The sequence below is a fragment of the Arthrobacter sp. 10T416 genome (assembly GCF_056394165.1).
The window spans coordinates 585,570-608,959 of sequence record NZ_JBFTHI010000001.1 but is presented as its reverse complement, the minus strand read 5'-3'; the positions used below and the strand labels follow the sequence as shown (position 1 = coordinate 608,959).

At 67.8% G+C, this 23,390-nt stretch carries 18 protein-coding genes, 2 tRNA genes and 1 riboswitch; of the genes, 19 read left to right on the top strand and 1 reads right to left on the bottom strand.

Annotation, left to right across the window (positions count from 1 at the left end):
• Window positions 1-5: 5 nt before the first annotated feature.
• From AC1DBE_RS02750 to ndk, 5 genes are all read left to right on the top strand, one after another.
• Complete coding sequence (locus tag AC1DBE_RS02750) at window positions 6-1,259, top strand: MFS transporter (protein ID WP_476969524.1); 1,254 nt, start codon at window positions 6-8, stop codon at window positions 1,257-1,259.
• A gap of 335 nt (window positions 1,260-1,594) precedes the next feature.
• The gene (gene ileS, locus AC1DBE_RS02745) at window positions 1,595-4,933 is read left to right on the top strand and encodes an isoleucine--tRNA ligase (RefSeq protein WP_476969523.1); all 3,339 of its coding nucleotides are present in this window, start codon (window positions 1,595-1,597) and stop codon (window positions 4,931-4,933) included.
• 3 nt (window positions 4,934-4,936) lie between these two features.
• Window positions 4,937-6,295, top strand: a complete 1,359-nt coding sequence (locus AC1DBE_RS02740; RefSeq protein ID WP_476969522.1) for a bifunctional folylpolyglutamate synthase/dihydrofolate synthase — start codon at window positions 4,937-4,939, stop codon at window positions 6,293-6,295.
• Between the two features lie 2 nt (window positions 6,296-6,297).
• Entirely contained in the window at window positions 6,298-6,741 is a 444-nt protein-coding gene (locus AC1DBE_RS02735) for a DUF4233 domain-containing protein (RefSeq protein WP_476879675.1), read from the top strand.
• Between the two features lie 39 nt (window positions 6,742-6,780).
• On the top strand, window positions 6,781-7,194 hold the full coding sequence (gene ndk / locus AC1DBE_RS02730) for a nucleoside-diphosphate kinase (protein WP_476879674.1): 414 nt from the start codon (window positions 6,781-6,783) through the stop codon (window positions 7,192-7,194).
• 100 nt (window positions 7,195-7,294) lie between these two features.
• Here ndk and AC1DBE_RS02725 read toward each other — a convergent pair whose 3' ends face one another.
• Window positions 7,295-7,966 (bottom strand): vitamin K epoxide reductase family protein, encoded by a 672-nt coding sequence (locus tag AC1DBE_RS02725; protein WP_476969521.1) that lies wholly within the window; start codon window positions 7,964-7,966, stop codon window positions 7,295-7,297.
• Window positions 7,967-8,439: 473 nt separating this feature from the next.
• Here AC1DBE_RS02725 and AC1DBE_RS02720 point away from each other — a divergent pair, with 473 nt between their 5' ends.
• The 14 genes from AC1DBE_RS02720 to AC1DBE_RS02655 all read left to right on the top strand — a co-directional run bounded on the left by AC1DBE_RS02720 (window position 8,440) and on the right by AC1DBE_RS02655 (window position 23,358).
• On the top strand, window positions 8,440-11,778 hold the full coding sequence (locus tag AC1DBE_RS02720; protein ID WP_476969520.1) for an Rne/Rng family ribonuclease: 3,339 nt from the start codon (window positions 8,440-8,442) through the stop codon (window positions 11,776-11,778).
• Between the two features lie 117 nt (window positions 11,779-11,895).
• Window positions 11,896-11,993: riboswitch (TPP riboswitch) on the top strand.
• On the top strand, window positions 11,983-13,584 hold the full coding sequence (thiD, locus tag AC1DBE_RS02715) for a bifunctional hydroxymethylpyrimidine kinase/phosphomethylpyrimidine kinase (protein WP_476969519.1): 1,602 nt from the start codon (window positions 11,983-11,985) through the stop codon (window positions 13,582-13,584). It overlaps the preceding riboswitch by 11 nt.
• Before the next feature lie 368 nt (window positions 13,585-13,952).
• Window positions 13,953-14,261, top strand: coding sequence for a 50S ribosomal protein L21 (gene rplU / locus AC1DBE_RS02710; RefSeq protein WP_090953333.1), 309 nt, complete (start codon window positions 13,953-13,955; stop codon window positions 14,259-14,261).
• Window positions 14,262-14,321: 60 nt separating this feature from the next.
• Complete coding sequence (rpmA, locus tag AC1DBE_RS02705) at window positions 14,322-14,585, top strand: 50S ribosomal protein L27 (RefSeq protein WP_009372867.1); 264 nt, start codon at window positions 14,322-14,324, stop codon at window positions 14,583-14,585.
• 115 nt (window positions 14,586-14,700) lie between these two features.
• A complete protein-coding gene (obgE, locus tag AC1DBE_RS02700) occupies window positions 14,701-16,290 on the top strand; it encodes a GTPase ObgE (protein WP_476879045.1) in 1,590 nt (529 codons plus the stop codon).
• On the top strand, window positions 16,280-17,431 hold the full coding sequence (gene proB, locus AC1DBE_RS02695) for a glutamate 5-kinase (RefSeq protein WP_476969518.1): 1,152 nt from the start codon (window positions 16,280-16,282) through the stop codon (window positions 17,429-17,431). The genes obgE and proB overlap by 11 nt, the downstream gene beginning before the upstream one ends.
• A gap of 26 nt (window positions 17,432-17,457) precedes the next feature.
• Window positions 17,458-18,792, top strand: coding sequence for a glutamate-5-semialdehyde dehydrogenase (locus AC1DBE_RS02690; protein ID WP_476969517.1), 1,335 nt, complete (start codon window positions 17,458-17,460; stop codon window positions 18,790-18,792).
• 92 nt (window positions 18,793-18,884) lie between these two features.
• Window positions 18,885-19,118 (top strand): hypothetical protein, encoded by a 234-nt coding sequence (locus AC1DBE_RS02685; RefSeq protein ID WP_476903477.1) that lies wholly within the window; start codon window positions 18,885-18,887, stop codon window positions 19,116-19,118.
• A 14-nt stretch (window positions 19,119-19,132) separates the two neighbouring features.
• Window positions 19,133-19,804 (top strand): nicotinate-nucleotide adenylyltransferase, encoded by a 672-nt coding sequence (gene nadD, locus AC1DBE_RS02680; protein WP_476879048.1) that lies wholly within the window; start codon window positions 19,133-19,135, stop codon window positions 19,802-19,804.
• Window positions 19,805-19,811: 7 nt separating this feature from the next.
• Window positions 19,812-21,164, top strand: coding sequence for a hypothetical protein (locus AC1DBE_RS02675; RefSeq protein ID WP_476969516.1), 1,353 nt, complete (start codon window positions 19,812-19,814; stop codon window positions 21,162-21,164).
• 117 nt (window positions 21,165-21,281) lie between these two features.
• Window positions 21,282-21,683 (top strand): ribosome silencing factor, encoded by a 402-nt coding sequence (gene rsfS / locus AC1DBE_RS02670; RefSeq protein ID WP_476969515.1) that lies wholly within the window; start codon window positions 21,282-21,284, stop codon window positions 21,681-21,683.
• A 116-nt stretch (window positions 21,684-21,799) separates the two neighbouring features.
• Window positions 21,800-21,872, top strand: a tRNA-Ala gene (locus AC1DBE_RS02665).
• Window positions 21,873-22,059: 187 nt separating this feature from the next.
• Window positions 22,060-22,132 (top strand) — tRNA-Ala (locus AC1DBE_RS02660).
• A gap of 65 nt (window positions 22,133-22,197) precedes the next feature.
• Entirely contained in the window at window positions 22,198-23,358 is a 1,161-nt protein-coding gene (locus AC1DBE_RS02655) for an NAD(P)-binding domain-containing protein (RefSeq protein WP_476969514.1), read from the top strand.
• Window positions 23,359-23,390: the final 32 nt, after the last annotated feature.

The window sequence follows — 23,390 nt, the reverse complement described above, 5'->3', positions numbered from 1 at the left end:
GAGCTATGCCTGGCCCTGAACAGCCTGCTGTGACGCCGGCGCCCACCGGGGAGAACAGGCTCGGGCCGATGGGGTTCGTGCTGGGCTTCGGCGTCGTGAGCATGCTGGCCGACGTCGTCTACGAAGGCGCCCGCTCCATTACCGGACCATTCCTGGCCACCCTCGGCGCCTCCGCCGTTATGGTCGGGTTCATCACCGGGGTTGGGGAGGCCGTCGCCCTGGTCCTGCGGCTCGGCACCGGCCCCCTGGCGGACCGCACCCGCAAGTACTGGCCCCTGACCATCGCCGGTTACGCCCTGACTGTCATCGCTGTGCCCGTGCTGTCCTTGGCGGGGTCGCTATGGCAGGCCTCGGCGCTGGTGGTCACGGAACGGTTCGGTAAAGCTGTCCGGACCCCCGCGCGTGACACTATGCTTTCCCACGCGGGGTCGGTTCTGGGGCACGGCCGGGCCTTCGCCGTCCACGAAGCCCTGGACCAGTCTGGGGCTCTGATCGGTCCGCTGCTCGTCGGCCTTATGGTCGCAATCTCCGGCTACCAGCTTGGATTCGGCGTGCTCGCCGTGCCCGGCGCGGCCGCCCTCGTGGCCGTGTTGCTGCTCCGGCGCGCTGTCCCGGATCCCGGAAGATTCGACTCGCAGGCCGTGGACGGTGGCGGCGGCACACCGCACGTCGACGGCGGCACCCCGGCCGGGCGCCGCCCGCTCCCGGCCGAGTTCTGGTGGTACAGCGCGTTCACCGCAGTCTCAATGTTCGGCTTTTCCACCTTCGGCGTGATTTCCTACCATCTCGAAGTCCAAAAAGTGCTGCCGTCTGCACTGATTCCGGTCACCTATGCCGTTTCCATGGGGGCTGCCGCCCTCGCTGCGCTGGCCTCCGGGGCGCTCTATGACCGAATCGGTCTGCGCGGGCTGCTCATCGCCCTGCCACTGACTGCCGCCGTCCCGTTCCTGTCCTTCACCGCAGCTCCGGGGCTGGTCTGGGCAGGCGCCGTCGTTTGGGGAGCAGCATTGGGAATCCATGAATCCACCCTCCGTGCGGCGGTCGCGGACCTGGTTCCCGCGGCCCGCCGCGGGACCGGATACGGGATCTTCACGGCCATCTACGGGGTTGCCTGGCTTGCCGGGTCAACCATCATCGGGGCGCTATATTCGGCCTCCGTCGCCGGCCTTATTATCTTCACTGTGGCCACCCAGCTTGCGGCGCTGCTCGTTTTCATCCCGCTCCTCAAACGCGAGCCTTCCAAACGGGTTGAACCGTAGGCGTCCGCGCTGACGGGCGGTGAAAGCCGGGGGCAGTTTCCGGTACGATCGAGGTATCAGCTTTGACCCGGCTATCACCGGTGAGCTTCCGGAAGAACGCCCCGGCGCGCGGAGACGACGCGGCAGGGCTGGTAGACCCGGACGGGTAAGCCCGTCACAGCAGTCAACGAGCGGCCGCTGCCGGTGCAGCCTTTTTCCCGGATTCCCGGGGGAGCGGGCGGACCGGTGCCGGTAAGTGAGGTGGTACCGCGGTGCCGGTGTTGTTCCGACAGCACAGGAGCCGTCCTCGCATCCTGAATGAATCCCGTTGTTCAAGCTCAACCCAGGATGTCGAGATGACCCAATACCCCAAGGCCTCAGCAGCACCGTCGGATCCCAGCGCCACCGCTTCCGCCACCTCCGGCGTGTCCGCCTCCGTGAAGTTCCCGGAGATCGAAGAGCGCATCCTCAAGTACTGGGACCAGGACGGGACCTTCCAGGCGAGCATCGACCAGCGGGACTCCGGCGTTGACGGATCCAACGAGTTCGTCTTCTACGACGGCCCTCCCTTCGCCAACGGGCTGCCGCACTACGGCCACCTGCTCACCGGCTACGCCAAGGACCTGGTGGGCCGCTACCAGACCCAGCGCGGACGCCGCGTCGAGCGCCGCTTCGGCTGGGACACCCACGGCCTGCCCGCCGAGCTGGAGGCCATGAAGCAGCTCGGCATGACGGACAAGACCCAGATCGAAGCCATGGGCATCGACAAGTTCAACGACGCCTGCCGCGCGTCCGTCATGAAGTACGCCGACGAATGGAAGAGCTACGTCACCCGCCAGGCCCGCTGGGTGGACTTCGAGAACGACTACAAGACACTCAACGTCGAGTACATGGAGTCAGTGCTGTGGGCGTTCAAGCAGCTGCACGAAAAGGGCCTGACCTACAACGGCTACCGGGTCCTGCCGTACTGCTGGAAGGACGAGACGCCGCTGTCCAACCATGAGCTGCGCATGGACGACGACGTTTACAAGAACCGGCAGGACCAGACCGTCACGGTCACGTTCCCGATCACGGCAGGGGAGTCGGAGCTTTCGAAGCAGCTCGCCGGGGTGCAGGCGCTGGCCTGGACCACGACGCCGTGGACGCTGCCCACCAACGCAGCGCTCGCCGTCGGGCCAGCCATCAACTACGTTGTGCTGCCCGCCGGCCCGCACGGAATCAAGGCCGCCGCAGCGGAGGCCCCCGTCACGGGCAGCTTCCTGCTCGCCGCTGACTTGCTGGGCGCCTACGCCAAGGACCTTGGCTACGGCGACGGCGCCGAGGGTGCTGCCGCGGCCGACGCCGCCGTCACCTCACGCCACGCCGGCGCCGAACTGGAGGGGCTGACGTACGAGCCGCTCTGGGATTACTTCCACGACGCCGAGAAGTACGGTACCGAGAACGCCTGGCGCTTCCTGGTGGCGGACTACGTCACTACCACCGACGGCACTGGCATTGTCCACCAGGCGCCCGCGTACGGTGAAGACGACCAGAAGGTCTGCGAGGAGGCCGGCATCCCGGTTGTCCTCTCCGTGGATGAGGGCGCGAAGTTCCTGCCGCTGTTCGGCCATGGACCCCTCGCGGGGATCGCCGGACTCCAGGTCTTCGAGGCCAACAAGCCCATCACACAGGCCCTCCGTGCCCAGGGCCGCCTGGTCCGCCAGGCCAGCTACGAGCACTCCTACCCGCACTGCTGGCGCTGCCGCAACCCGCTGATCTACCGCGCGGTGTCATCCTGGTACGTCGAGGTCACCAAGTTCAAAGACCGGATGTCCGAACTGAACCAGGAGATCAACTGGATCCCGGGCAACGTCAAGGACGGCCAGTTCGGCAAATGGCTCGCCAACGCCCGCGACTGGTCCATCAGCCGCAACCGCTACTGGGGCAGCCCCATTCCGGTCTGGCAGTCCAGCGACCCGGACTACCCCCGGACGGACGTCTACGGTTCGCTGGCTGAGATCGAGGCGGACTTCGGCCGCCTGCCGCTGAACAAGGCCGGCCAGGTTGACCTGCACCGGCCGTTCATCGACGAACTCACCCGCCCGAACCCGGACGACCCCCGCACCCCGGAAGAGGGACAGTCCGTCATGCGCCGCGTCGAGGACGTCCTGGACGTCTGGTTCGACTCCGGCTCCATGCCCTACGGCCAGGTGCACTACCCGTTCGAAAACGGGGAGTGGTTCGACACGCACAACCCGGCCGACTTCATCGTCGAATACATCGGACAGACGCGCGGCTGGTTCTACATGCTGCACATCCTCTCCACCGCGCTGTTCGACCGGCCGGCCTTCCGCAACGTCATCAGCCACGGCATCGTCCTGGGCTCGGACGGGCAGAAGATGTCCAAGAGCCTGCGCAACTACCCGGATGTCTCCGAGGTCCTGGACCGCGACGGCTCCGACGCGATGCGCTGGTTCCTCATGTCCAGCCCGATCCTGCGCGGTGGCAACCTGGTGGTCACCGAACAGGGCATCCGCGACGGCGTCCGCCAGGTCATCCTGCCGCTGTGGAACGTGTACAGCTTCTTCACCCTGTACACCAACGCCGCCGATGGCGGCGCCGGGTACGACGCCAAGCTGCGCTACGACGGCTACGCCGACACCCTGGACACGTACCTGATGGCTAATACGGGCGACCTCGTCCGGAACATGACCGAAAAGCTGGACAGCTACGACATCTCCGGGGCCTGCGACGAGCTCCGCAGTTACCTGGACATGCTCACCAACTGGTACGTGCGCCGCAGCCGCCAGCGCTTCTTCGACGAGAACGTGGACGCCTTCGACGCCCTCTATACGGCGCTGGAGACGGTCTGCCGGGCTGCTGCGTCGCTGCTGCCGCTGGTCTCCGAGGAGATCTGGCGCGGACTGACCGGTGGGCGCTCCGTGCACCTGGCCGACTGGCCGGACGCCGGGCTGTTCGCCGCCAACCCGGGCCTCGTTGAGGCCATGGACCGCGTGCAGCAGATCTGCTCCACCGGGTCCTCACTCCGCAAGGCCGCCAACCTCCGTGTCCGCCTGCCGCTGCAGGAACTCACCGTAGTGGCACCCGGCGCGGACGCGCTGGACGGCTTCGCCGCCGTCGTCGCCGATGAACTGAACCTGCGTTCCGTGCGGCTGCTGGACGCCGGAAGCGCCTCCCCGGAGGAGTTCGGCATTGAGCAGAAACTGGTGGTGAACGCCCGGGCCGCCGGCCCGCGGCTCGGCAAGAACGTGCAGCAGGCCATCAAGGGCTCCAAGTCCGGCGACTGGTCCGTTAACGACGCCGGTGTAGTCACCGCGGGCGGGCTGCAGCTCGAACCGCAGGAGTACACCCTGGAGACAGTGGTGGCCGAGGCAGCCGAAGGGGAGGGTTCGCGCGCTGCGGCGGTGCTGCCCGGAGGCGGCTTCGTGGTGCTCAACACCGAGGTCACCCCCGAACTCGAGGCCGAGGGCATTGCCCGTGACATGGTCCGCGCCATCCAGCAGGCCCGCAAGGACGCCGGGCTGAACGTCAGCGACCGGATCCGGACCAACGTCAGCGCCCCGATGGACGTTGTGGACGCGGTGAAGGCCCACGAAAACCTCGTGGTCACCGAGACCCTCACGATGGAACTCGGCTTGTCCTCCAACGCTGACACCACGGAGTTGCAGATCACCGTCGAGAAGATTGGGGCCTAGTCCATGACCGACGAATTTTCCGTAGAGAGCGTCTACGCCGAGCTGCTGGGCCGTGCGCCGGAAAACAAAATGGAGCCGCGGCTCGCCCCGCTGTACCGGGCCATGGACATCCTGGGGGAGCCGAACAAGGCGTTCCCGATCATCCACGTGACCGGTACCAACGGCAAGACCTCGACGGCCCGGATGATCGAGGCCGGGCTGCGCGCCCACGGTCTGAGCACCGGCCGGTACACGAGCCCGCACCTGTCCAAGGTCACCGAACGGATCAGCATCGACGGCGAACCGGTCCCGGACGAGACGTTCGTCCGGATCTGGGACGAGATCCGCCCGTACCTGGAAATCGTGGACAACGAACTCCTCGCCGAAGGCCAGCCCCGGCTGACGTACTTCGAGTGCCTGACCATCCTGGGATTCGCCGTCTTCGCGGACCAGCCGGTCAACGTGGCCGTGATCGAGGTGGGCCTGGGCGGCATCACCGATGCGACCAACGTCGGTGACGGCCAGGTTGCCGTGGTGACCCCGATTTCGCTGGACCACACGGAGCTGCTGGGGGAGACCACCGAGGAAATCGCCTACGAGAAGGCCGGCATCATCAAACCGGGAGGCTTCCTCATCAGTGCCGCCCAGCCCGTCGACGCGGCGCAGGTGCTGCTGGAGAAGGCCCGCGAAGCGGATGTGCCGTTCCGCTTCGAAGGAGTGGAGTTCGGCGTGGAGTCCCGCACGGTTGCTGTCGGCGGCCAGATGGTCACCATTCAGGGCCTGGCCGGGCGCTACGAGGACCTGCTGGTCCCGCTGCACGGGGCGCACCAGGCAGAAAACGCTGCCGTCGCCGTGGCCGCGCTGGAGGCTTTCTTCGGCGCCGACAAGCCCCTGGACGCCGAGGTGATCCAGGAAGCGTTCGCCTCCGTCACCTCGCCGGGCCGCCTGGAGGTGCTCCGTACCGCGCCGACCATCATTGTGGACGCCGCACACAACCCGGAAGGGATCCGGGTCTCCGCCGAGGCCATCCACGAGGCATTCAGCTTCAGCAAGCTGGTGGTGGTGGTTGGTGTCCTCAAGGAAAAGGACGCCGAGGAAATCCTCCGCCAACTCAAAGATTCGCTGGGCGACCTCTCCGCCGAGTACTGCTTCACCCAGTCCAACTCACCGCGCGCCGTCCCGGGCGAGGACCTCGCGGAGCTTGCCGTTGACCTGGGCTTTGGCGAGGAGAACATCCACATCGCCGAGAAGCTGGACGATGCCCTCGAATGGGCCGTCGAACGGGCCGAATCCAACGATGACCTCGCCGGCGGCATCCTGGTCACGGGATCCATCACACTCGTGGCCGAAGCCCGGATCCTGCTCGGCAAGGACGGCGTGTAACCATGGCGCGACTGACAAAAGCACAGCGCGAATGGCGTCCCGGCATGCCCAAGAAGCGCCGCTCCACCAAGGTGATGTTTGCCTCCACCGTGCTGCTCCTGGAGGCGTTCGTGGCCGTCTTCGGCACCTTGGCGGTCTTCGGCCTTCGGCGCGGCGAACTCGCGCCGGGGCTGATTTTCGGGGTAGGCCTCGGCCTGAGCGTGGTCCTCGTCCTGGCCTGCGCGGTGCTCTCGAAGCCGTGGGGTGTGGCCTTGGGCTGGATCCTGCAGGTGATCCTGATCCTCACCGGCTTCGTGGAGCCCACCATGTTCATCGTGGGCGGCCTGTTCGCGATCTCCTGGTGGTACGGAATCAGGACCGGCATCCGGATCGACCGGGAAGCGGCCCAGCGCGAGCGTGAGCAGGCGGCCTGGGAGGCCGCCAATCCTGAAGGCCAGACCAACTAGACTTGTTCCCAAACCCCACCCCAACATATTGGAGCAGCTGTGAGCACTGAGCGCACCCTCGTCCTGATTAAGCCCGACGGCGTCGCCCGTAACCTGACCGGCAGCATCATCGCCCGGATCGAAGCCAAGGGATACACCCTGGCGGAACTGAAGAAGGTCAACGCAAGCCGCGAACTCCTCGAACAGCACTACGAAGAGCACGTCGGCAAGCCGTTCTACGAGCCGCTGGTCGAGTTCATGCTCAGCGGTCCTGTGGTGGCAGCCATCTTCGAAGGCCACCGCGTTATTGAAGGCTTCCGCTCCCTCGCCGGTACCACGGACCCGACGACGGCGGCGCCCGGCACCATCCGCGGCGACTTCGGCCGCGACTGGGGCGTTAAGGTCCAGCAGAACCTGGTCCACGGCTCCGACTCGGCGGAGTCCGCCGAGCGGGAGATCAAGATCTGGTTCTAGGATTTCCCGCCCCGCCGCCGGGCAACAGTAGCAACAGTAAAGGCCAATGTTCCTATGTGAACATTGGCCTTTACTGTTGCCCCGGGCGGCGGGTAAAGCCTCAGTAGCCCGAGGTCCCGACAAACACCTGGATGAATGCGAAGAAGATCGTGGCGATAACTGCTACGTAAAGAAGCGCCGTGAGGATCCACCCGGAGTCTCCGACGATGCGGGCCGCGCCGGCCGGCAGCGGGATGACCCCGTGGCTGATATTGCGGACCGTGACCCAGACGAACAGCGGGATCATGGCCGCCCAGACGATCATGCAGAAGGGGCACAGGATATGGATCGAGTAGAGGGCCTGTGACCAGAGCCAGACCACAAATACAAAGCCCAGGGTGACGCCGGCCTGCAGGCCAAGCCAGTACCACCGGGCGAATTTGGCGCCAGCCAGGATGCCCATGGCCGTGGTGATGATGATCGCAAAGGCGACGATGCCGATGAACATGTTCGGGAAGCCGAACGCGGAGCTTTGCCACGTCTGCATGACCTGCCCGCAGGAAATCCACGGATTGACGTCACAAACCGTGACGTGATTCGGGTCCTTGAGGACTTCCAGCTTCTCCAGCACCAGCGTCCCCGAAGCCAGCCAGCCCACAACACCGGTGATCAGCAGGAGCCAGGCGAAGGGTCGGTCACGCGTCATCAGCGGAAGCGGACGCTCCGCTGCGGCCGCGCCGGCGCCGCGCTCAGGGGCGGCCACATCGCCGGTGGCGTGGGAGATGCTGGGCATGGGATTTCAGTCCTTTGCGTCGGGAGCTCTTGGGCCGATTCTATCGCCGGAGCCTGAACATACGCGGAGAGTGCCCGTTCCGGAGCCGTGATTCGCCGGCGGCGCGGACCGGCCGGCCTCCTTACCCCTGCTTTGACGGCTGTTGTGAGACAATGAACCTGGCTGGGACGCGATCCACATTCGGGTCTCAGTCCGGCGACATTGTTTTCAAGACCGCCAATGATGAGCAGGGCATACTTCGGATCCCTCGATCCGGCCTATCCCGCAATGCCATTGGACGGCACCTGGTTGTGACGTACAGATCAACGGGTTCAGGGCAATCTTGCCGGCCTTCCAGGGCTGCCGCACCCCACTGCCGGTGCGAACCTGGAGGTATCCAATTGACTTCTGTCAATGCCTGCGGGTGTTGACAAATATTTGCCCCCGCGGGTGCCGGATGTGGCGGCACATCAGGGGCAGGAGTGTCGCCACATATGGATAATGACCAGCTAGTAGCCGGTAACAACGAAGCAGCCGCTACCGGGGAAGCACCGGAAACCACCGCCGCGGCGGAAGCCCCGAAGAAGGCAACCCGGACCCGCCGCAAGGCCGTGCCGAAGACGGCCGCCGAGCCCGCCGCCGAAATTCCCGTAGCCGAAGTTCCGGCCGTCGCATCCGACGACGCGGCTGACACCGCCGTCGTTGAGGCCCCCGCTGTTGACGCTCCGGAAGCGAAGGCCCCCGTGAGGCGCAGCCGGGCACGGAAGAAAGTCGAACCCGAGGCGGAGGCCGCCGTCGTCGACGCAGCCGTTCCGGCGGATGACGCCGCCGACGCAGAGCCGGCCGAACTGCCCGCCGCAGCACCGGAGAAGCCGGTCCGTCGCCGGGCGTCCCGTGCCAAGGCCGCCGCCCCGGCCCCTGCGGAGGAAACCGCCGCTACGGCCGAAACCGCCGCCGCCGAGATCCAGCCGACGGAGCCGGAAGCCGAAACTGTCGCGGCTGCTGAGTCGGCGCAGGCCACCGAAACCGCCGAGGCACCCTCGCTCTTCCTCGCACCCGGCGCCGTGACGTCGATGATTTTCCAGGCCCCGGACCTGAGCACCGTTGTCCGCCCGGTTCCCGCAGCTGCCGAGGAAGCCCCGGCCGACGAGGACGCAGAGGACGAAGACGGCGACGACGCCGGAAACCGCCGCCGCCGCCGCAGCCGTGGCCGCCGCGGCCGCAGCCGCACCGGCGAGGCCGACACTGAGACCGATGGCTCCGACGAGTCCGCAGACGAATCCGAAGGCACCCTTGAGGACGGCGTGACCTCCCGCCGCCGCCGGCGTCGCCGCCGTGGCGACCAGGACCTCGAACTGACCGGAGGCGGGGACGACGATCCGCCCAACACTGTGACCCGCGTGCGGGCGCCCCGGACGGTCAGCGAGGCGCCGGCCAGCAACCGCGTCACCTCCGTCAAGGGCTCCACCCGGCTCGAAGCCAAGAAGCAGCGCCGCCGCGAATCCCGCGACACCGGACGCCGCCGCACCGTTATCACCGAGGCGGAATTCCTGGCCCGCCGCGAATCCGTGGACCGGCAGATGATCGTCCGCCAGCGTGACGACAGAATCCAGATCGGTGTCCTGGAAGACGGCGTCCTGGCCGAGCACTTCGTGTCCAAGACCCAGCAGGACTCCCTGATCGGCAACGTCTACCTGGGCAAAGTCCAGAACGTGCTCCCGTCCATGGAAGCCGCCTTCGTTGACATCGGCCGCGGCCGCAACGCCGTGCTGTACGCCGGCGAAGTCAACTGGGACGCTGTGAACCTTGAAGGCAAGCAGCGCCGGATCGAAAACGCGCTGAAGTCCGGCGACTCCGTGCTTGTCCAGGTCACCAAGGACCCGGTCGGCCACAAGGGTGCCCGCCTGACCAGCCAGATCTCCCTCCCCGGCCGCTACCTGGTGTACGTGCCCGGCGGATCCATGACCGGCATCTCCCGCAAGCTGCCCGACGTCGAACGCAACCGGCTCAAGCGGATCCTCAAGGACCGGCTCCCGGAAGACGCGGGTGTCATTGTCCGCACCGCGGCCGAGGGTGCCTCCGAGGAGGAACTGACGCATGACATCAACCGTCTGCGCGCGCAGTGGGAAGGCATCGAAAGCCAGTCCACGTCCACCAAGATCCTCGCGCCCGAGCTCCTTTACGGGGAACCTGACCTGACCATCAAGGTGGTCCGCGACGTCTTCAACGAGGACTTCTCCAAGCTGATCGTCTCCGGCGAGGAAGCCTGGGACACCATCGAGGCCTACGTCACCTACGTGGCACCGGACCTGGTGGGCCGGCTCGAGAAGTGGACCAAGGACACCGACATCTTCGCCGCCTGGCGCATCGACGAGCAGATCCACAAGGCGCTTGACCGCAAGGTCTTCCTGCCGTCCGGCGGTTCGCTCGTGATCGACCGCACCGAAGCCATGACCGTGGTGGACGTCAACACGGGCAAGTTCACCGGCAGCGGCGGCAACCTCGAAGAAACCGTCACCAAGAACAACCTGGAAGCAGCCGAGGAAGTTGTCCGGCAGCTGCGCCTGCGCGACATCGGCGGCATCATCGTCATCGACTTCATCGACATGGTGCTCGAATCCAACCGGGATCTCGTACTGCGCCGCATGGTGGAGTGCCTGGGCCGGGACCGGACCAAGCACCAGGTCGCGGAGGTGACCTCACTCGGCCTTGTGCAGATGACCCGCAAGCGGATGGGCACCGGGCTCCTGGAAGTCTTCGGCGAGCAGTGCGAAGCGTGTGCCGGCCGGGGCATCGTCACCCACGACGAACCCGTCGAGCACCGCCGCGCCAACACCGTCGCCGCTGAGCACCACGTCCCGCGGACCGAACACCAGCCTGCAGCCCGCAGTGAGCGCAAGCGTCGCCGCGGCAAGGGCGGCCAGGGGAACGGCGAGGCCATGCCGTCCACGCCGGCCGTTGCAGCCCACCCCGAGCCGACGGAAGCGGAACGCCACGCCAAGGCGGAGGCAACCCGCGCGGCACTGGCGAACATCGCCGCCGCCGCGCACGCCGCCCACCTGCACGACGGCGACGCGCATTCCGCGCCGGACGCCGCCACCCGGCAGGCCGCGCTCGATGCCGCGGTAGAGCTCGCTTCGACGGAGGAAGCCGCCGGACGTCCGGCCGCGGTCCTGACCTTCGGCGGCGAACAGGTCGCCCTGCCGTTCGTCGAGCACGCCGAGGAAACCCGGCAACCGGCGCTGACCCTGGACCTGCTGACCGAGGCTTTCGCGAGCCTGGGCGACTCCGAGTCCGGTGCGCAGACGGCGGCGGCTGCCCCTGCCGTCGAGACGGCTGCAGCCGAAACTCCGGAGGCCGGGACCGCCGACGAGGCCCCAGCGGCGTCGCCCCGTGCCACCCGGGGACGGGGACGGGCCCGCACTGCCCGGATCCAGCCGCCAGGCACCCGCACCCGCGAAGAGCAGGCACCGGCACGCCAGGAGGCCGCCAAGGCCCCGGCCCAACAGGCCCCGGCACGCCAGGAGCCCGCCAAGGCCCCCGCGGCTAAGGCTCCGGCCGCAGCAGCGCCTGCTGCCAAGGCTCCCGTCAACCAGGCCCCTGCGGGTTCGGCAGACGGCACGGCACCCCGCCGGGTCCGCCGTAACCGCAGCGCCAGCCGCGCCCAGGGTGCCGCCAACGAGACGTCCGTGCAGCAGCGCGAGAACGCACCGTCGGTAGCAGCAGTCTCCGTCCACGAGGCCAAGGCGCCGGAACCGGCAACGCCGGCCGCTAAGTCCGCCGCTGCGGAACCGGTCATCCTCGGCGTCGGCGTACCGGCCTCGGAGCTCTAGGCCCGGGAAAACCCCACCGCCCGCGGGTATCGTCCGGGCCCGACGTAACATCACGTCGGGCCCGGACGGTGCCCGCGAGTGCGTTAACGGCCCGGAGCTGCGGGGCGGCTAGGCTGGGGAACTGACACGGGGTGCCGCGCATCGAGCCGGCTGAGATCCAGACCCGTTGAACCTGTCCGGTTAGCACCGGCGAAGGGATGTCTTATGCTTTCAACCACCCCGCAGGTAACCGTGCCCCCGGCCGCCCAGCCGGACCGCTCCCGCCCTGCCCCCATCCTGCATTCGGCGTTCCCGGGCCGGGCGGCAGCCCATACCCGGCCCGCTACCGCCCGGATACCCCGCGTCCTGGCCATCGCCGGGTCCGACCCGTCCGGCGGGGCCGGCATCCAGGCGGACCTGAAGAGCATCGCGGCGAACGGAGGCTACGGGATGGCCGCCGTCACGGCCCTGACCGCCCAAAACACCCGGGGTGTGCGGGCCGTGCACGTGCCCCCGGCCTCCTTCCTCACCGCCCAGCTCGAGGCTGTCAGCGATGACATCACCATCGACGCCGTCAAAATCGGGATGCTCGGCGACGCCGCGGTGATTACCGCCGTCCGGGACTGGCTCGAGAAGGTGCGGCCCGCCGTCGTCGTCCTGGACCCGGTCATGGTGGCAACCAGCGGCGACAGGCTGCTCCGCGAATCCGCGGAGGACGCCCTGAGGTCCCTCCTGCCCCTGGCGCACCTCATCACCCCGAACCTGGCCGAGCTCGCCATCCTGGTCGGAGAACCGATCGCCCGGGACTGGGCCGGGGCGTTGGAACAGGGCAAACGCCTCGCGGCGCGAACCGGGACCACGGTGCTGGTCAAGGGCGGACACCTGCCCGATGGCGGCACCTGTCCGGACGCGCTGGTCAACACCGGGGGAGTGCTCCGCGGGGAGACCGTGGAGGTGCCCGGTGAGCGGATCGCCACCCGCAACAGCCACGGTACGGGCTGCTCCCTGTCCTCGGCGCTGGCCACCGCCCAGGTCCGGTGCCAGGACTGGGAAGCGGCGCTGCGGGAAGTCAAACCGTGGCTTCAGGGGGCGCTGGCGGACGCCGGGCGCCTCGAAGTTGGCACCGGCAACGGCCCGGTGCACCACTTCCACCACGTAACCGGCGCCCGGCCGCCGGCTGACGGCGACTTCGCCGAGGGCCTCGACGGGATCGTCACCGGCAGCCTGGACGCTATCTACGGCCTGGACTTCATCCGGGGGCTGGCCAGCGGCGCCCTGCCCGAAACCGAGTTCGCCTACTACCTGCGTCAGGACGCCTTGTACCTCAACGGCTACTCTCGGGTCCTGGCCCGCGCCGCCGCCCTGGCGCCGTCGGAAGCGGAACAGCTCTTCTGGGCCCGGTCGGCGCAACAGTGCCTCGAGGTCGAATCCGAGCTGCACCGGACCTGGCTGGCCGGACGCGCGGGGGAGGCGCGGCCCGGCCCGGTCACCAAGGCCTACGTGGACCATCTTCTCGCGGCCTCGCTGGGCAGTTACGGCGTCCTGGCCGCGGCAGCGCTGCCTTGTTTCTGGCTCTACGCCGAGGTGGGCGCAACCTTGCACAGGCAATACCTCGACGCCGGCGCGCCGGCCGAGCACCCCTACGCGGAGTGGCTGCGCACCTACGCCGACGAGGCCTTCGCCGAGGCTACGCGGCAGGCAATCCGGTACACCGATGCCGCGGCCCGGCGCGGCTCCGAGTCGGAGCGGACCGCCATGACCGAGGCGTTCCGGCAGTCCTGCGACTACGAGGTGGCGTTCTTCGACGCGCCGAGGCTGCACGCCTGACGCGGCCCCGGCCCTGCGGCCGGTAACATTATGGGGCGCGGTTCCGGAAGTCGCCGCGGCAGCACCGCTCCAGCCCCTCGGGGACGGGGTGTGGCGGCCGTCACGCATCACTCTCCGGAGCCGGCCTCGTTTGCGGCCGAAGGCAAAATTAGCGTAGTCTAGATCTTCGGTGCTTACGCCAACACTTGGGTTATGACCTTGATGAACAGTTCACCCGCACTCCGGGCAGGACTTTCCACGGTATAGCTCATGGGTTCCCCCGGGGAATCCACCGGCGTTGAGGCACAGCGTGAGCCGGTCTACAAAATGTGGCCCCAGGTTCCGCACGCAAATCTAGTAATAAACGTCGAGAGAAGTGAGTCCCCCAAGTGGTGTACGCGATTGTCCGCGCAGGCGGCCGCCAAGAGAAGGTTTCCGTTGGAGACTTCGTTACCCTGAACCGCGTCGCCGGTGGCGCCGGCAGCACCATCGAGCTGCCCGCCCTGCTCCTGGTTGACGGCGAGAAGGTTACGTCCGCTGCTGCGGACCTGGCCAAGGTAACGGTTACGGCTGAGATCCTCGAAGACCTCCGTGGTCCGAAGATCGTCATCCAGAAGTTCAAGAACAAGACCGGTTACAAGAAGCGCCAGGGTCACCGTCAGGAACTGACCAAGGTCAAGATCACCGGTATCAAGTAACTAGCGTTACTGTTCAGGTTTTCAACAGATTCCCCAGAATTTTAAAGGCAGGCATTTCAAATGGCACATAAAAAAGGCGCGAGCTCCACTCGCAACGGTCGTGACTCCAACGCCCAGTACCTCGGCGTCAAGCGCTTCGGCGGCCAGGTAGTTTCCGCAGGCGAGATCATCGTCCGCCAGCGCGGCACCCACTTCCACCCGGGCGCCGGCGTCGGCCGCGGCGGCGACGACACCCTGTTCGCCCTGACCCCCGGTGCTGTCGAGTTCGGCACCCGCCGTGGTCGTCGCGTTGTGAACATCGTGGCTGCTGCAGCTGCAGAGTAACAACCAGTTCTAAATCGGTGGGGCGGACCAGTAGGTCCGCTCCACCGGTGTTTTAACCGCATTACAATCAACTTGGACCTTTTGCGGTCCGGGGAACAGCACTGAGGAGATCCACGTGGCGAGCTTTGTAGACCGGGTAGTACTGCACGTATCCGGCGGTACCGGCGGCCACGGGTGTGTCTCCGTACACCGCGAGAAGTTCAAGCCGCTCGGCGGTCCCGACGGCGGCAATGGCGGCAACGGAGGCGACGTCATCCTTCGCGTCGACCCGCAGACCACCACCCTCCTCGACTACCACCACGCCCCGCACCGGCACGCCACCAACGGCGGCCCCGGCATGGGCGACTGGCGCGGCGGCAAGAACGGCGAAACCCTGATCCTGCCGGTTCCCGAGGGCACCGTCGTCAAGAGCAAGGACGGAACTGTCCTGGCCGACATGGTGGGCGAAGGTACCGAGTTCATCGCCGCGGCCGGCGGCATCGGCGGCCTGGGCAACGCCGCCCTGTCCTCGCAGAAGCGCCGCGCCCCCGGCTTCGCGCTGCTCGGCATCGAAGGCGAATCCAGCGACATCGTCCTGGAACTGAAGTCCATCGCGGACATTGCCCTGGTCGGGTTCCCCTCCGCAGGCAAGTCCAGCCTGATCGCCGCGATGTCCGCGGCACGGCCGAAGATCGCCGATTACCCGTTCACCACGCTGATCCCCAACCTCGGCGTCGTCCAGGCCGGCGACGTGCGGTTCACCATCGCCGACGTTCCGGGCCTGATCGAAGGTGCCAGCGAGGGCAAGGGACTGGGCCACCACTTCCTGCGCCACGTCGAACGCTGCGCCGCGCTGGTCCACGTCCTGGACTGCGGCACGCTCGAATCCGAGCGCGACCCGCTCTCTGACCTTTCCGTCATCGAAGCCGAACTCGAAAAGTACGCAGTCGACATGAGCTACGCCGGTTCCGACGGCGAAGTTGTGCCCCTGAACCACCGCCCCCGCCTGGTGGCCCTGAACAAGGTGGACCTGCCTGACGGCAAGGACATGGCCGAATTCGTCCGCCCGGAACTCGAAAGCCGCGGCTACAAGGTGTTCGAAATCTCCGCCACGAGCCACGAGGGCCTCCGCCAGCTGGGCTTCGCCATGGCAGAGATCGTCAAGGCCGCCCGTGATGCGGTGGCCGCGACCCCGCCGAAGGTCCAGGCACCCGTCCTGCGTCCCCGCGCCGTCAACGAAAGTGGCTTCACCATCCGCCGCGAGGAGAAGAACCTCGAGCCGCTCTTCCGCGTGCTCGGCGAGAAGCCCGTGCGCTGGGTCAAGCAGACCGACTTCACCAACGAAGAAGCCATCGGCTACCTCGCGGACCGCCTCGCCAAGCTCGGCGTCGAAAGCGAACTGTTCAAGCAGGGCGCCAAGCCGGGCGACACGGTGGTCATCGGCGAGGACGACGGCGTCGTCTTCGACTGGGAGCCCACCATGATGGCCGGCGCGGAACTCCTCGCCTCACCCCGCGGCACCGACGTGCGTTTCGCCGACATCGGCGACCGCCCCACCCGCGGTCAAAAGCGCGAGGAGCAGCAGGAACGCCGGGATGCCAAGGCCGCCGCCCGGGCCGAGCTCGAGGCCGAGCGGAAGGCCGGGATCTGGACCGAATCGGTCAGCTCCCGCCGCGCACCGCAGCCGCTCAAGGAGAGTGGACTCGGCGAAGCCGATGACGAGTAACACGGTCGTGGCGCCCGGAACCGGGGAAGCGCCCGGCCGGGCCCTGCTCTCCAGTGCCCGCCGGATTGTGGTCAAAGTCGGCTCCTCGTCCCTGACCTCCATCAAGGGCGGCATCGACGAGGAAGCCCTCACCGGCCTCGCCGACGCGCTGGCGCACAAGCGGAACGCCGGCACCGAGATCATCCTCGTCTCCTCCGGTGCGATCGCGGCCGGGCTCGCCCCGCTGGGCCTGGCGAAACGCCCCCGCGACCTCGCCACCCAGCAGGCCGCCGCCAGTGTGGGCCAGGGCCTGCTGATGGCCCGGTACACCCATGCCTTCGGCGCGCACGGCGTGACCGTGAGCCAGGTTCTGCTGACCGCGGACGACTTTATGCGCCGCAGCCAGCACACCAACGCGTTCCGCGCCCTGGACCGGCTGCTGAACCTCGGCGTCGTCCCCGTGGTGAACGAAAACGATACCGTCGCGACCCACGAGATCCGCTTCGGCGACAACGACCGGCTCGCGGCGCTGGTGGCCCACCTGGTCCGCGCCGACGCCCTGGTGCTGCTCTCCGACGTCGATTCGCTGTACGACGGTCCGCCTTCGCATGGAGCCAAACGGATCGCCAGCGTCACCGGCCCGCGCGACCTCGACGGCGTTTCCATCGGCAGCACCGGCAAAGCCGGCGTGGGCACCGGCGGCATGGTCACCAAGGTCGAGGCAGCCTCCATCGCCGCCGGATCCGGAATCAGCGCGCTGGTGACCTCCACCCCCAACGCGGCTGCCGCGCTGGCGGGGGAGGACGTGGGAACCTGGTTCTCCGTCAACGGCGCCCGGAAGCCGATCCGGCTGCTCTGGCTCGCCCACCTCGCATCCGTACAGGGGACCCTGGTGCTCGACGACGGCGCTGTCCGGGCCGTCCGGGACCGCCACACCTCGCTGCTGCCCGCCGGCATTTCCGCCGTGAGCGGCGACTTCGAAGCCGGCGACGCCGTGGAGATGGTCGGGACCGACGGGACCGTCGTGGCCCGCGGCCTGGTCAACTACGGCGCCGGGGAACTGCCCCAGATGCTGGGCCGCTCCACCCGGGAACTCGGCAAGGCGCTGGGGCGCGGCTATGACCGTGAAGTTGTTCATGTTGACGACCTGGTGCTGGTCTAAGCGGCCTGCTCGCCTAAACTTGGAGCATGACTGAGGCCCTGACTTCGCACCCCGACCTGCCGGTTCACGACGCGCCCTCCACGGGCCTGCCGCCGGCCGTGACGGACGTCGAGTCAGCCGTGTACGCCATCGCCGACCGCTCCCGGGAGGCCTCCCGCCGGATGGCCCGTGCCAACCGGGCCTGGAAGGACCGCGGACTGCGCGCCGTGGCCGCCGCACTGCTCCAGCACCAGGACCGGATCCTGTCCGCCAACGCCCGGGACGTCGCCGCGGGCCGGGACAACGGCACCTCCGCGGCGCTGCTGGACCGGCTGACCCTCACCAACGTCCGGGTCCAGGCCCTCGCCTCAGCCCTGGAAAACCTCGCCAACCTGCCCGATCCGGTCGGCAACGTGGTCCGGGGCCAGACCCTCACCAACGGACTGCGCCTGCGCCAGATCAACGTGCCCATGGGCGTTGTCGCCGCGATCTACGAAGCACGTCCCAACGTCACCGTCGATATTGCGGGGCTGGCCCTCAAGAGCGGCAACGCCGTCATCCTCCGCGGCGGGAGCGCTGCCGCAGCGACCAACGAGGCGCTGGTGGGGATTCTCCGCGACGCCCTGGAATCGGTCGGTCTGCCCGCCGACGCCGTCCAGACCGTGGACCAGTTCGGCCGCGACGGCGCCAACGTCCTTATGAAGGCCCGCGGCCGGGTAGACGTCCTGATTCCCCGCGGCGGACGCGACCTGATCCAGACCGTGGTCACTAACTCCTCCGTTCCGGTGATCGAAACCGGCGAAGGCAACGTGCACATCTTCATTGACGCCTCGGCAGACGAGCAGATGGCCGTCGACATCCTGCTCAACGCCAAAACCCAGCGCCCCAGCGTCTGCAACACCGTTGAGACACTCCTGGTCCACTCCGGCTCGACCGTGCTCCCGGCCGTCGCCGCCGCCCTGCGCGAAGCCGGTGTCACGCTGCACACGGACGACCGGATCCGGGCCGCGCTCCCGGCCGGCCTCGACTCGGTGCCGGCCACCGACGAGGACTGGGCCACCGAGTACATGGACCTGGACCTGGCGGTGGCCATGGTGGACAGCCTGGATGAGGCAGTCCGGCACATCCGTACCTGGTCCACCGGACACACCGAGGCGATCCTTACCAACGACCTCGCGAATGCCGAGAGGTTCATCGCCGAGATCGATTCGGCCGCGGTCATCGTGAACGCCTCCACCCGGTTCACCGACGGCGGGGAGCTTGGCCTGGGCGCCGAGGTGGGCATATCCACCCAGAAGCTGCACGCCCGGGGCCCGATGGGCCTCACCGAGCTCACCACCACGAAGTGGATCGTGCAGGGCGAAGGCCAGATCCGCGGCTAGTAACGCGGTAACATGGAACAGAAGCCAGGGACGAGGGCGCATACCGCCGTCGTCCAACAATCGTATTTTTTGTGAACTCACTAGGGGAGAACATGCTGTTCCAGCAGATCGCCACATCCATCGCCGCAGCGGTCGAACACGAGGAACTCGCGCCGCTCATCGCGCCGCCGTTCGTCATTGGCGGCACCATGTTCGTGTTCCTGCTGGTCCTGATGTTCATCACGCTCTCCTACGGCAACCTTGGCAAGCGCCACGAGGCCGTCGAGGAGCACGCGGACCCGCACCGCCAGCACCCGAACAAGCACGACCACGGCCAGGGCCACTAGTTATTTCCGCCACAGTGAAGCAGCACGGCGCGAAGCGCCGCCTGCGGCTGGGTGTGATGGGTGGCACGTTCGACCCCATCCACCATGGCCACCTGGTAGCGGCCAGTGAGGTCGCGGCGAAGTTCGACCTCGACGAAGTGGTGTTTGTCCCCACCGGGCAACCCTGGCAAAAAAGCAGCAAAAAAGTCAGCGAGGCCGAGCACCGGTACCTCATGACGGTCATTGCCACGGCATCGAACCCGCGCTTCACCGTCAGCAGGGTCGACGTCGACCGCCCGGGTCCCACCTACACGATCGACACCCTGCGGGACCTCCGCACGCTGCGGCCGGATGCGGACCTGTTCTTCATCACCGGCGCGGATGCCCTGGCCCAGATCCTGTCGTGGAAAGACATCGACGAACTCTGGTCCCTGGCCCACTTTGTGGGTGTCACCCGCCCGGGCCACGTGCTGGACGGCATGGGCCGCAAGGACGTCAGCCTGCTCGAGGTGCCCGCCATGGCGATCTCGTCGACGGACTGCCGGGCACGGGTGGCCGCAGGAAACCCCGTCTGGTACCTCGTACCGGATGGCGTGGTCCAGTACATTGCCAAATACGATCTCTATGACGGCCAGGCCAGCCCCGAACCGGAACACCAGGAGCCCCGGCCGGCCCGCGAGACCCACCTAACCGCCAGCACCGAATGAGCCTTTAATGAGTCAGGAACAGCCTCCCATCCGCAGCCGCCGCGAATTGCGCCAGGCCAGGGATGAACGCCAGGACACCAAGCCGGGCGCCGGTACCGAGGGTGCCGGCGCTGCTCCGGCTGCCCCGGGCCAGGAGGGCTCCGCGGGCTCAGCACCACAGCCGGAGGGTGCGGCTCCCGCGTTCTCCGAGCGCCCGGAGGCTCCGACAGAGGCCGAGACCACCGGCCGCCGCCGCATCCCCGGCCCCGTGGACTCCGTCCCGGCGTCTACCCCGGCAGAGCGGTCATCCCAGGTCCGCGCCCGCGACCGCGCAGCACTTCGGACCATCAAGGAGCTCGCGGAAAAGGAAGGCCAGCTCTCGCCGGGCGGCCCACCCACGCGCCGGCAGTTGCGGCTCCAGCAGCTCGCAGAGGAAACGGCGCCCGCCACGTCGGCCAATCCGATCGTCCCGTCGCCGCGCACCCGCACCCACCCGGCAGTGGCGCAGGCTGCGAAACGACCGGCAGACCAGCCCGAGGCCGCCCAGCACACGGCGCCCGCGGCGGACGCTGAGCCTACTCCGGGCACGTTGCCCGCGGCGCAGGCAGCTGAAGCGGGTAACGAACCGGACGGGAAGCTTCCGGAGAGAATGAGCGTGGAGCAGGCTCTGGCCGCGCGCGAACTCCTCGCCGCCCAGGCCCGGAACCAGGTGGCGAAGATGGAGCACATCTCCGCCACGGACCCTGACGCCGTCGACCCCGAAATGCTCGCCGAGCAGATCGCCCTGGCCGAGCGCGCAGCCGTCCTCAACCGGCGGGCCGCCGCCAAGCAAAAACTGGCCCAGCAGAACAGCCAGCCGGCGCAGCAGCGGACCGAAGCACCAAAGAACGACCCCTCGACGGCCAGCAACCTGGCCATGGTCACCCCGCTGGAATTCGTCCAGGTGCCCGGCGTGGAGCGGCCGGTCATGAAGCGGCCCGCCACCTCCTACGTCCCGCTGGTCACCAATTCCAGCCCGAAGGTGCAGCCTTCAAAGACCTCCCGTCGGAACGGCCAGCCGCGGAAGCGGGACGCAGCGGCGGTCAATGGCCGCGCGGGCGTCCTGGCCCGTGCCGAGGCGGCCGCGCAGGCCGCGTCAAGCCGTCGTCCGGCCCGCGCCGCCGAGCCGGAGAACGCCAGTGTCCAGGCAGTGGAAGAGGAATTCGCCGCACGGCCACCGGTAGCCGCCAATGCCGCCTACGGCCTGGATCCACTGGATGCCGCCACCGCGGGCCTCGGCAGGGCGCAGCGCCTCCGCGCGCTGCAGCTTGGAGTGTTGGCCCTGGGGCTGCTGGCGCTCATCGCCGGCATCATCCTGATTATCACCGGAATGGCACACTAACAGCCGGGAAGCACCGGCAGGTCCCCGCGCCGGCGTCCGGCCGGTCACCGCACCAGCGGATGCGCCTCCGCAACAATTTTCAATAATCACCAGGTTTTATCTTCAACAAGGAGTCCCGTGACTGCAACCGATTCATCCATCGCCACAGCCCGCCACGCAGCCCGYGCTGCCGCSGAAAARTTGGCCGAGGACATTGTGGGCCTCGACGTCAGTGAGCGGCTTGCCCTCGCCGACGTCTTCCTGATCGTCTCCGCTCCGTCCGAGCGCCAGGTCAACGCAATCGTCGACGGCATCGAGGATGAACTGTCCAAGTTCGACCTCAAGCCCGTCCGCCGTGAAGGGCGCTCCGGCGGCCGCTGGGTATTGCTGGACTACGCCGACGTCGTCATCCACGTCCAGCACGAGGAAGACCGCGTCTTCTACGCCCTGGAACGCCTCTGGAAGGACTGCCCCGTCGTGGACCTGCAGCTCGGCGACGACGCCTCCGCGAAGGCCGGCGCAGCTACAGAAACCGACTAGGCGCCGCGTCCCTCCGGCGCGGAACCCCGAATATGCCCGATTTGGAATTTTCGGAAGTGCTGGTCTAAGATATTTGAGTTGCTTCGGAGAGAACGAAACCGGGGCAGCGAAAATTCGGGGCTGTGGCGCAGCTGGTAGCGCACCTGCATGGCATGCAGGGGGTCAGGGGTTCGAGTCCCCTCAGCTCCACCGGATGATCCGCCGGAATCGAAAGATTCCGGCGGATTTTTTTGTGCCCGTTCCACCGAATGACGCCGGTTTCGGACGGCATCGACGCACACCCGCCGCCGATTAGCGTCCGCGGGAAATGTAGATTACGCTAATCAGGTTGCTTGATCGGCGGGCTTCTCCGGAAGCCCAGATGAACAACAAATTCGGGGCTGTGGCGCAGCTGGTAGCGCACCTGCATGGCATGCAGGGGGTCAGGGGTTCGAGTCCCCTCAGCTCCACCGAACGAGGTCCCGCTCACTGAGCGGGGCCTCGAGTCATTTAAGCCTGGCTTAGGATGGGGACCGTGAACGAAACCCGGCCGCTTCGATTCGCCGAAGTTGTGGTGATCGGTGCCGGACAGGCCGGGCTCTCGGCCGCCTACCACCTGCAGCGACGGGGCTTCGTGTCCGCGCTGCGGCCGGCGCCGGCGCCAGCCCAGGGTCCGGGCGATTCGGGCGACGACAGGCAACAGCGCAGCTATGTGGTGCTCGACGCCGAGGAAGGCCCCGGCGGCGCCTGGCGGCACCGCTGGAAGAGCCTGCTGATGGACACCGTCAACGGCATCAGCGACCTCCCGGGCATCCCGCAACCCTCCGTGGACCCGAAGGAGGCAAGCTCCAGCTTCCTCTCACGCTATTTCGGCGGCTACGAAACCCAGCTGCGCCTCGCCATCCAGCGGCCCGTTAAGGTCCACTCCGTTGCCCGCGAAGATGCCGACCCGGCCGGACGGCTCCGGATTACCACCTCCCGGGGATCCTGGTCCGCCCGGGCACTCATCAACGCCACGGGGACCTGGACCCGGCCCTTCTGGCCCATCTACCCGGGCCAGGCGAGCTTCCTTGGCCGCCAGCTGCACGTGGCCGACTACGTTTCGGCCGAGGAGTTCCGGGGACGGCACGTGGTGGTGGTCGGTGGCGGAATCTCCGCCGTGGGCCTGCTGGACGAAATTTCCCGGGTCACCAGCACCACCTGGTTCACCCGGCGGGAGCCCGTCTGGCGGGACGAAGCCTTTGACCGGCAAGCGGGCCACAACGCCGTCGCCCTCGTGGAGGAACGCGTCCGGCAGGGACTGCCGCCGCAGAGCGTGGTCGCCGTGACTGGCCTGATCTGGACCCCCGCCCTGCGCGCCGCCGAAGCCCGCGGGGTCCTGCAGCGCCAGCCCATGTTCACCGGCATAGAACCCGGGGGAGTGCGTTTGGCCGACGGCGGCTTCCTGCCCGCCGACGTCATCCTCTGGGCCACCGGCTTCCGGGCCGAACTGGAACATCTCGCGCCGCTGCGCCTGCGGGGTCCCGGCGGCGGCATCGCCATGAACGGCACGCAGGTCGCCGCGGAGCCACGCGTCCACCTTGTTGGCTACGGCCCGTCGTCCTCCACCATCGGGGCCAACCGTGCCGGGCGTGCGGCTGTGACGGCGATCGTCCGGCTGCTGGCCGGTTCCGATAACGTAGAGCGTGGCAATTGACCCGTGCCTGATCTGAGACGGCCCGACAAGGA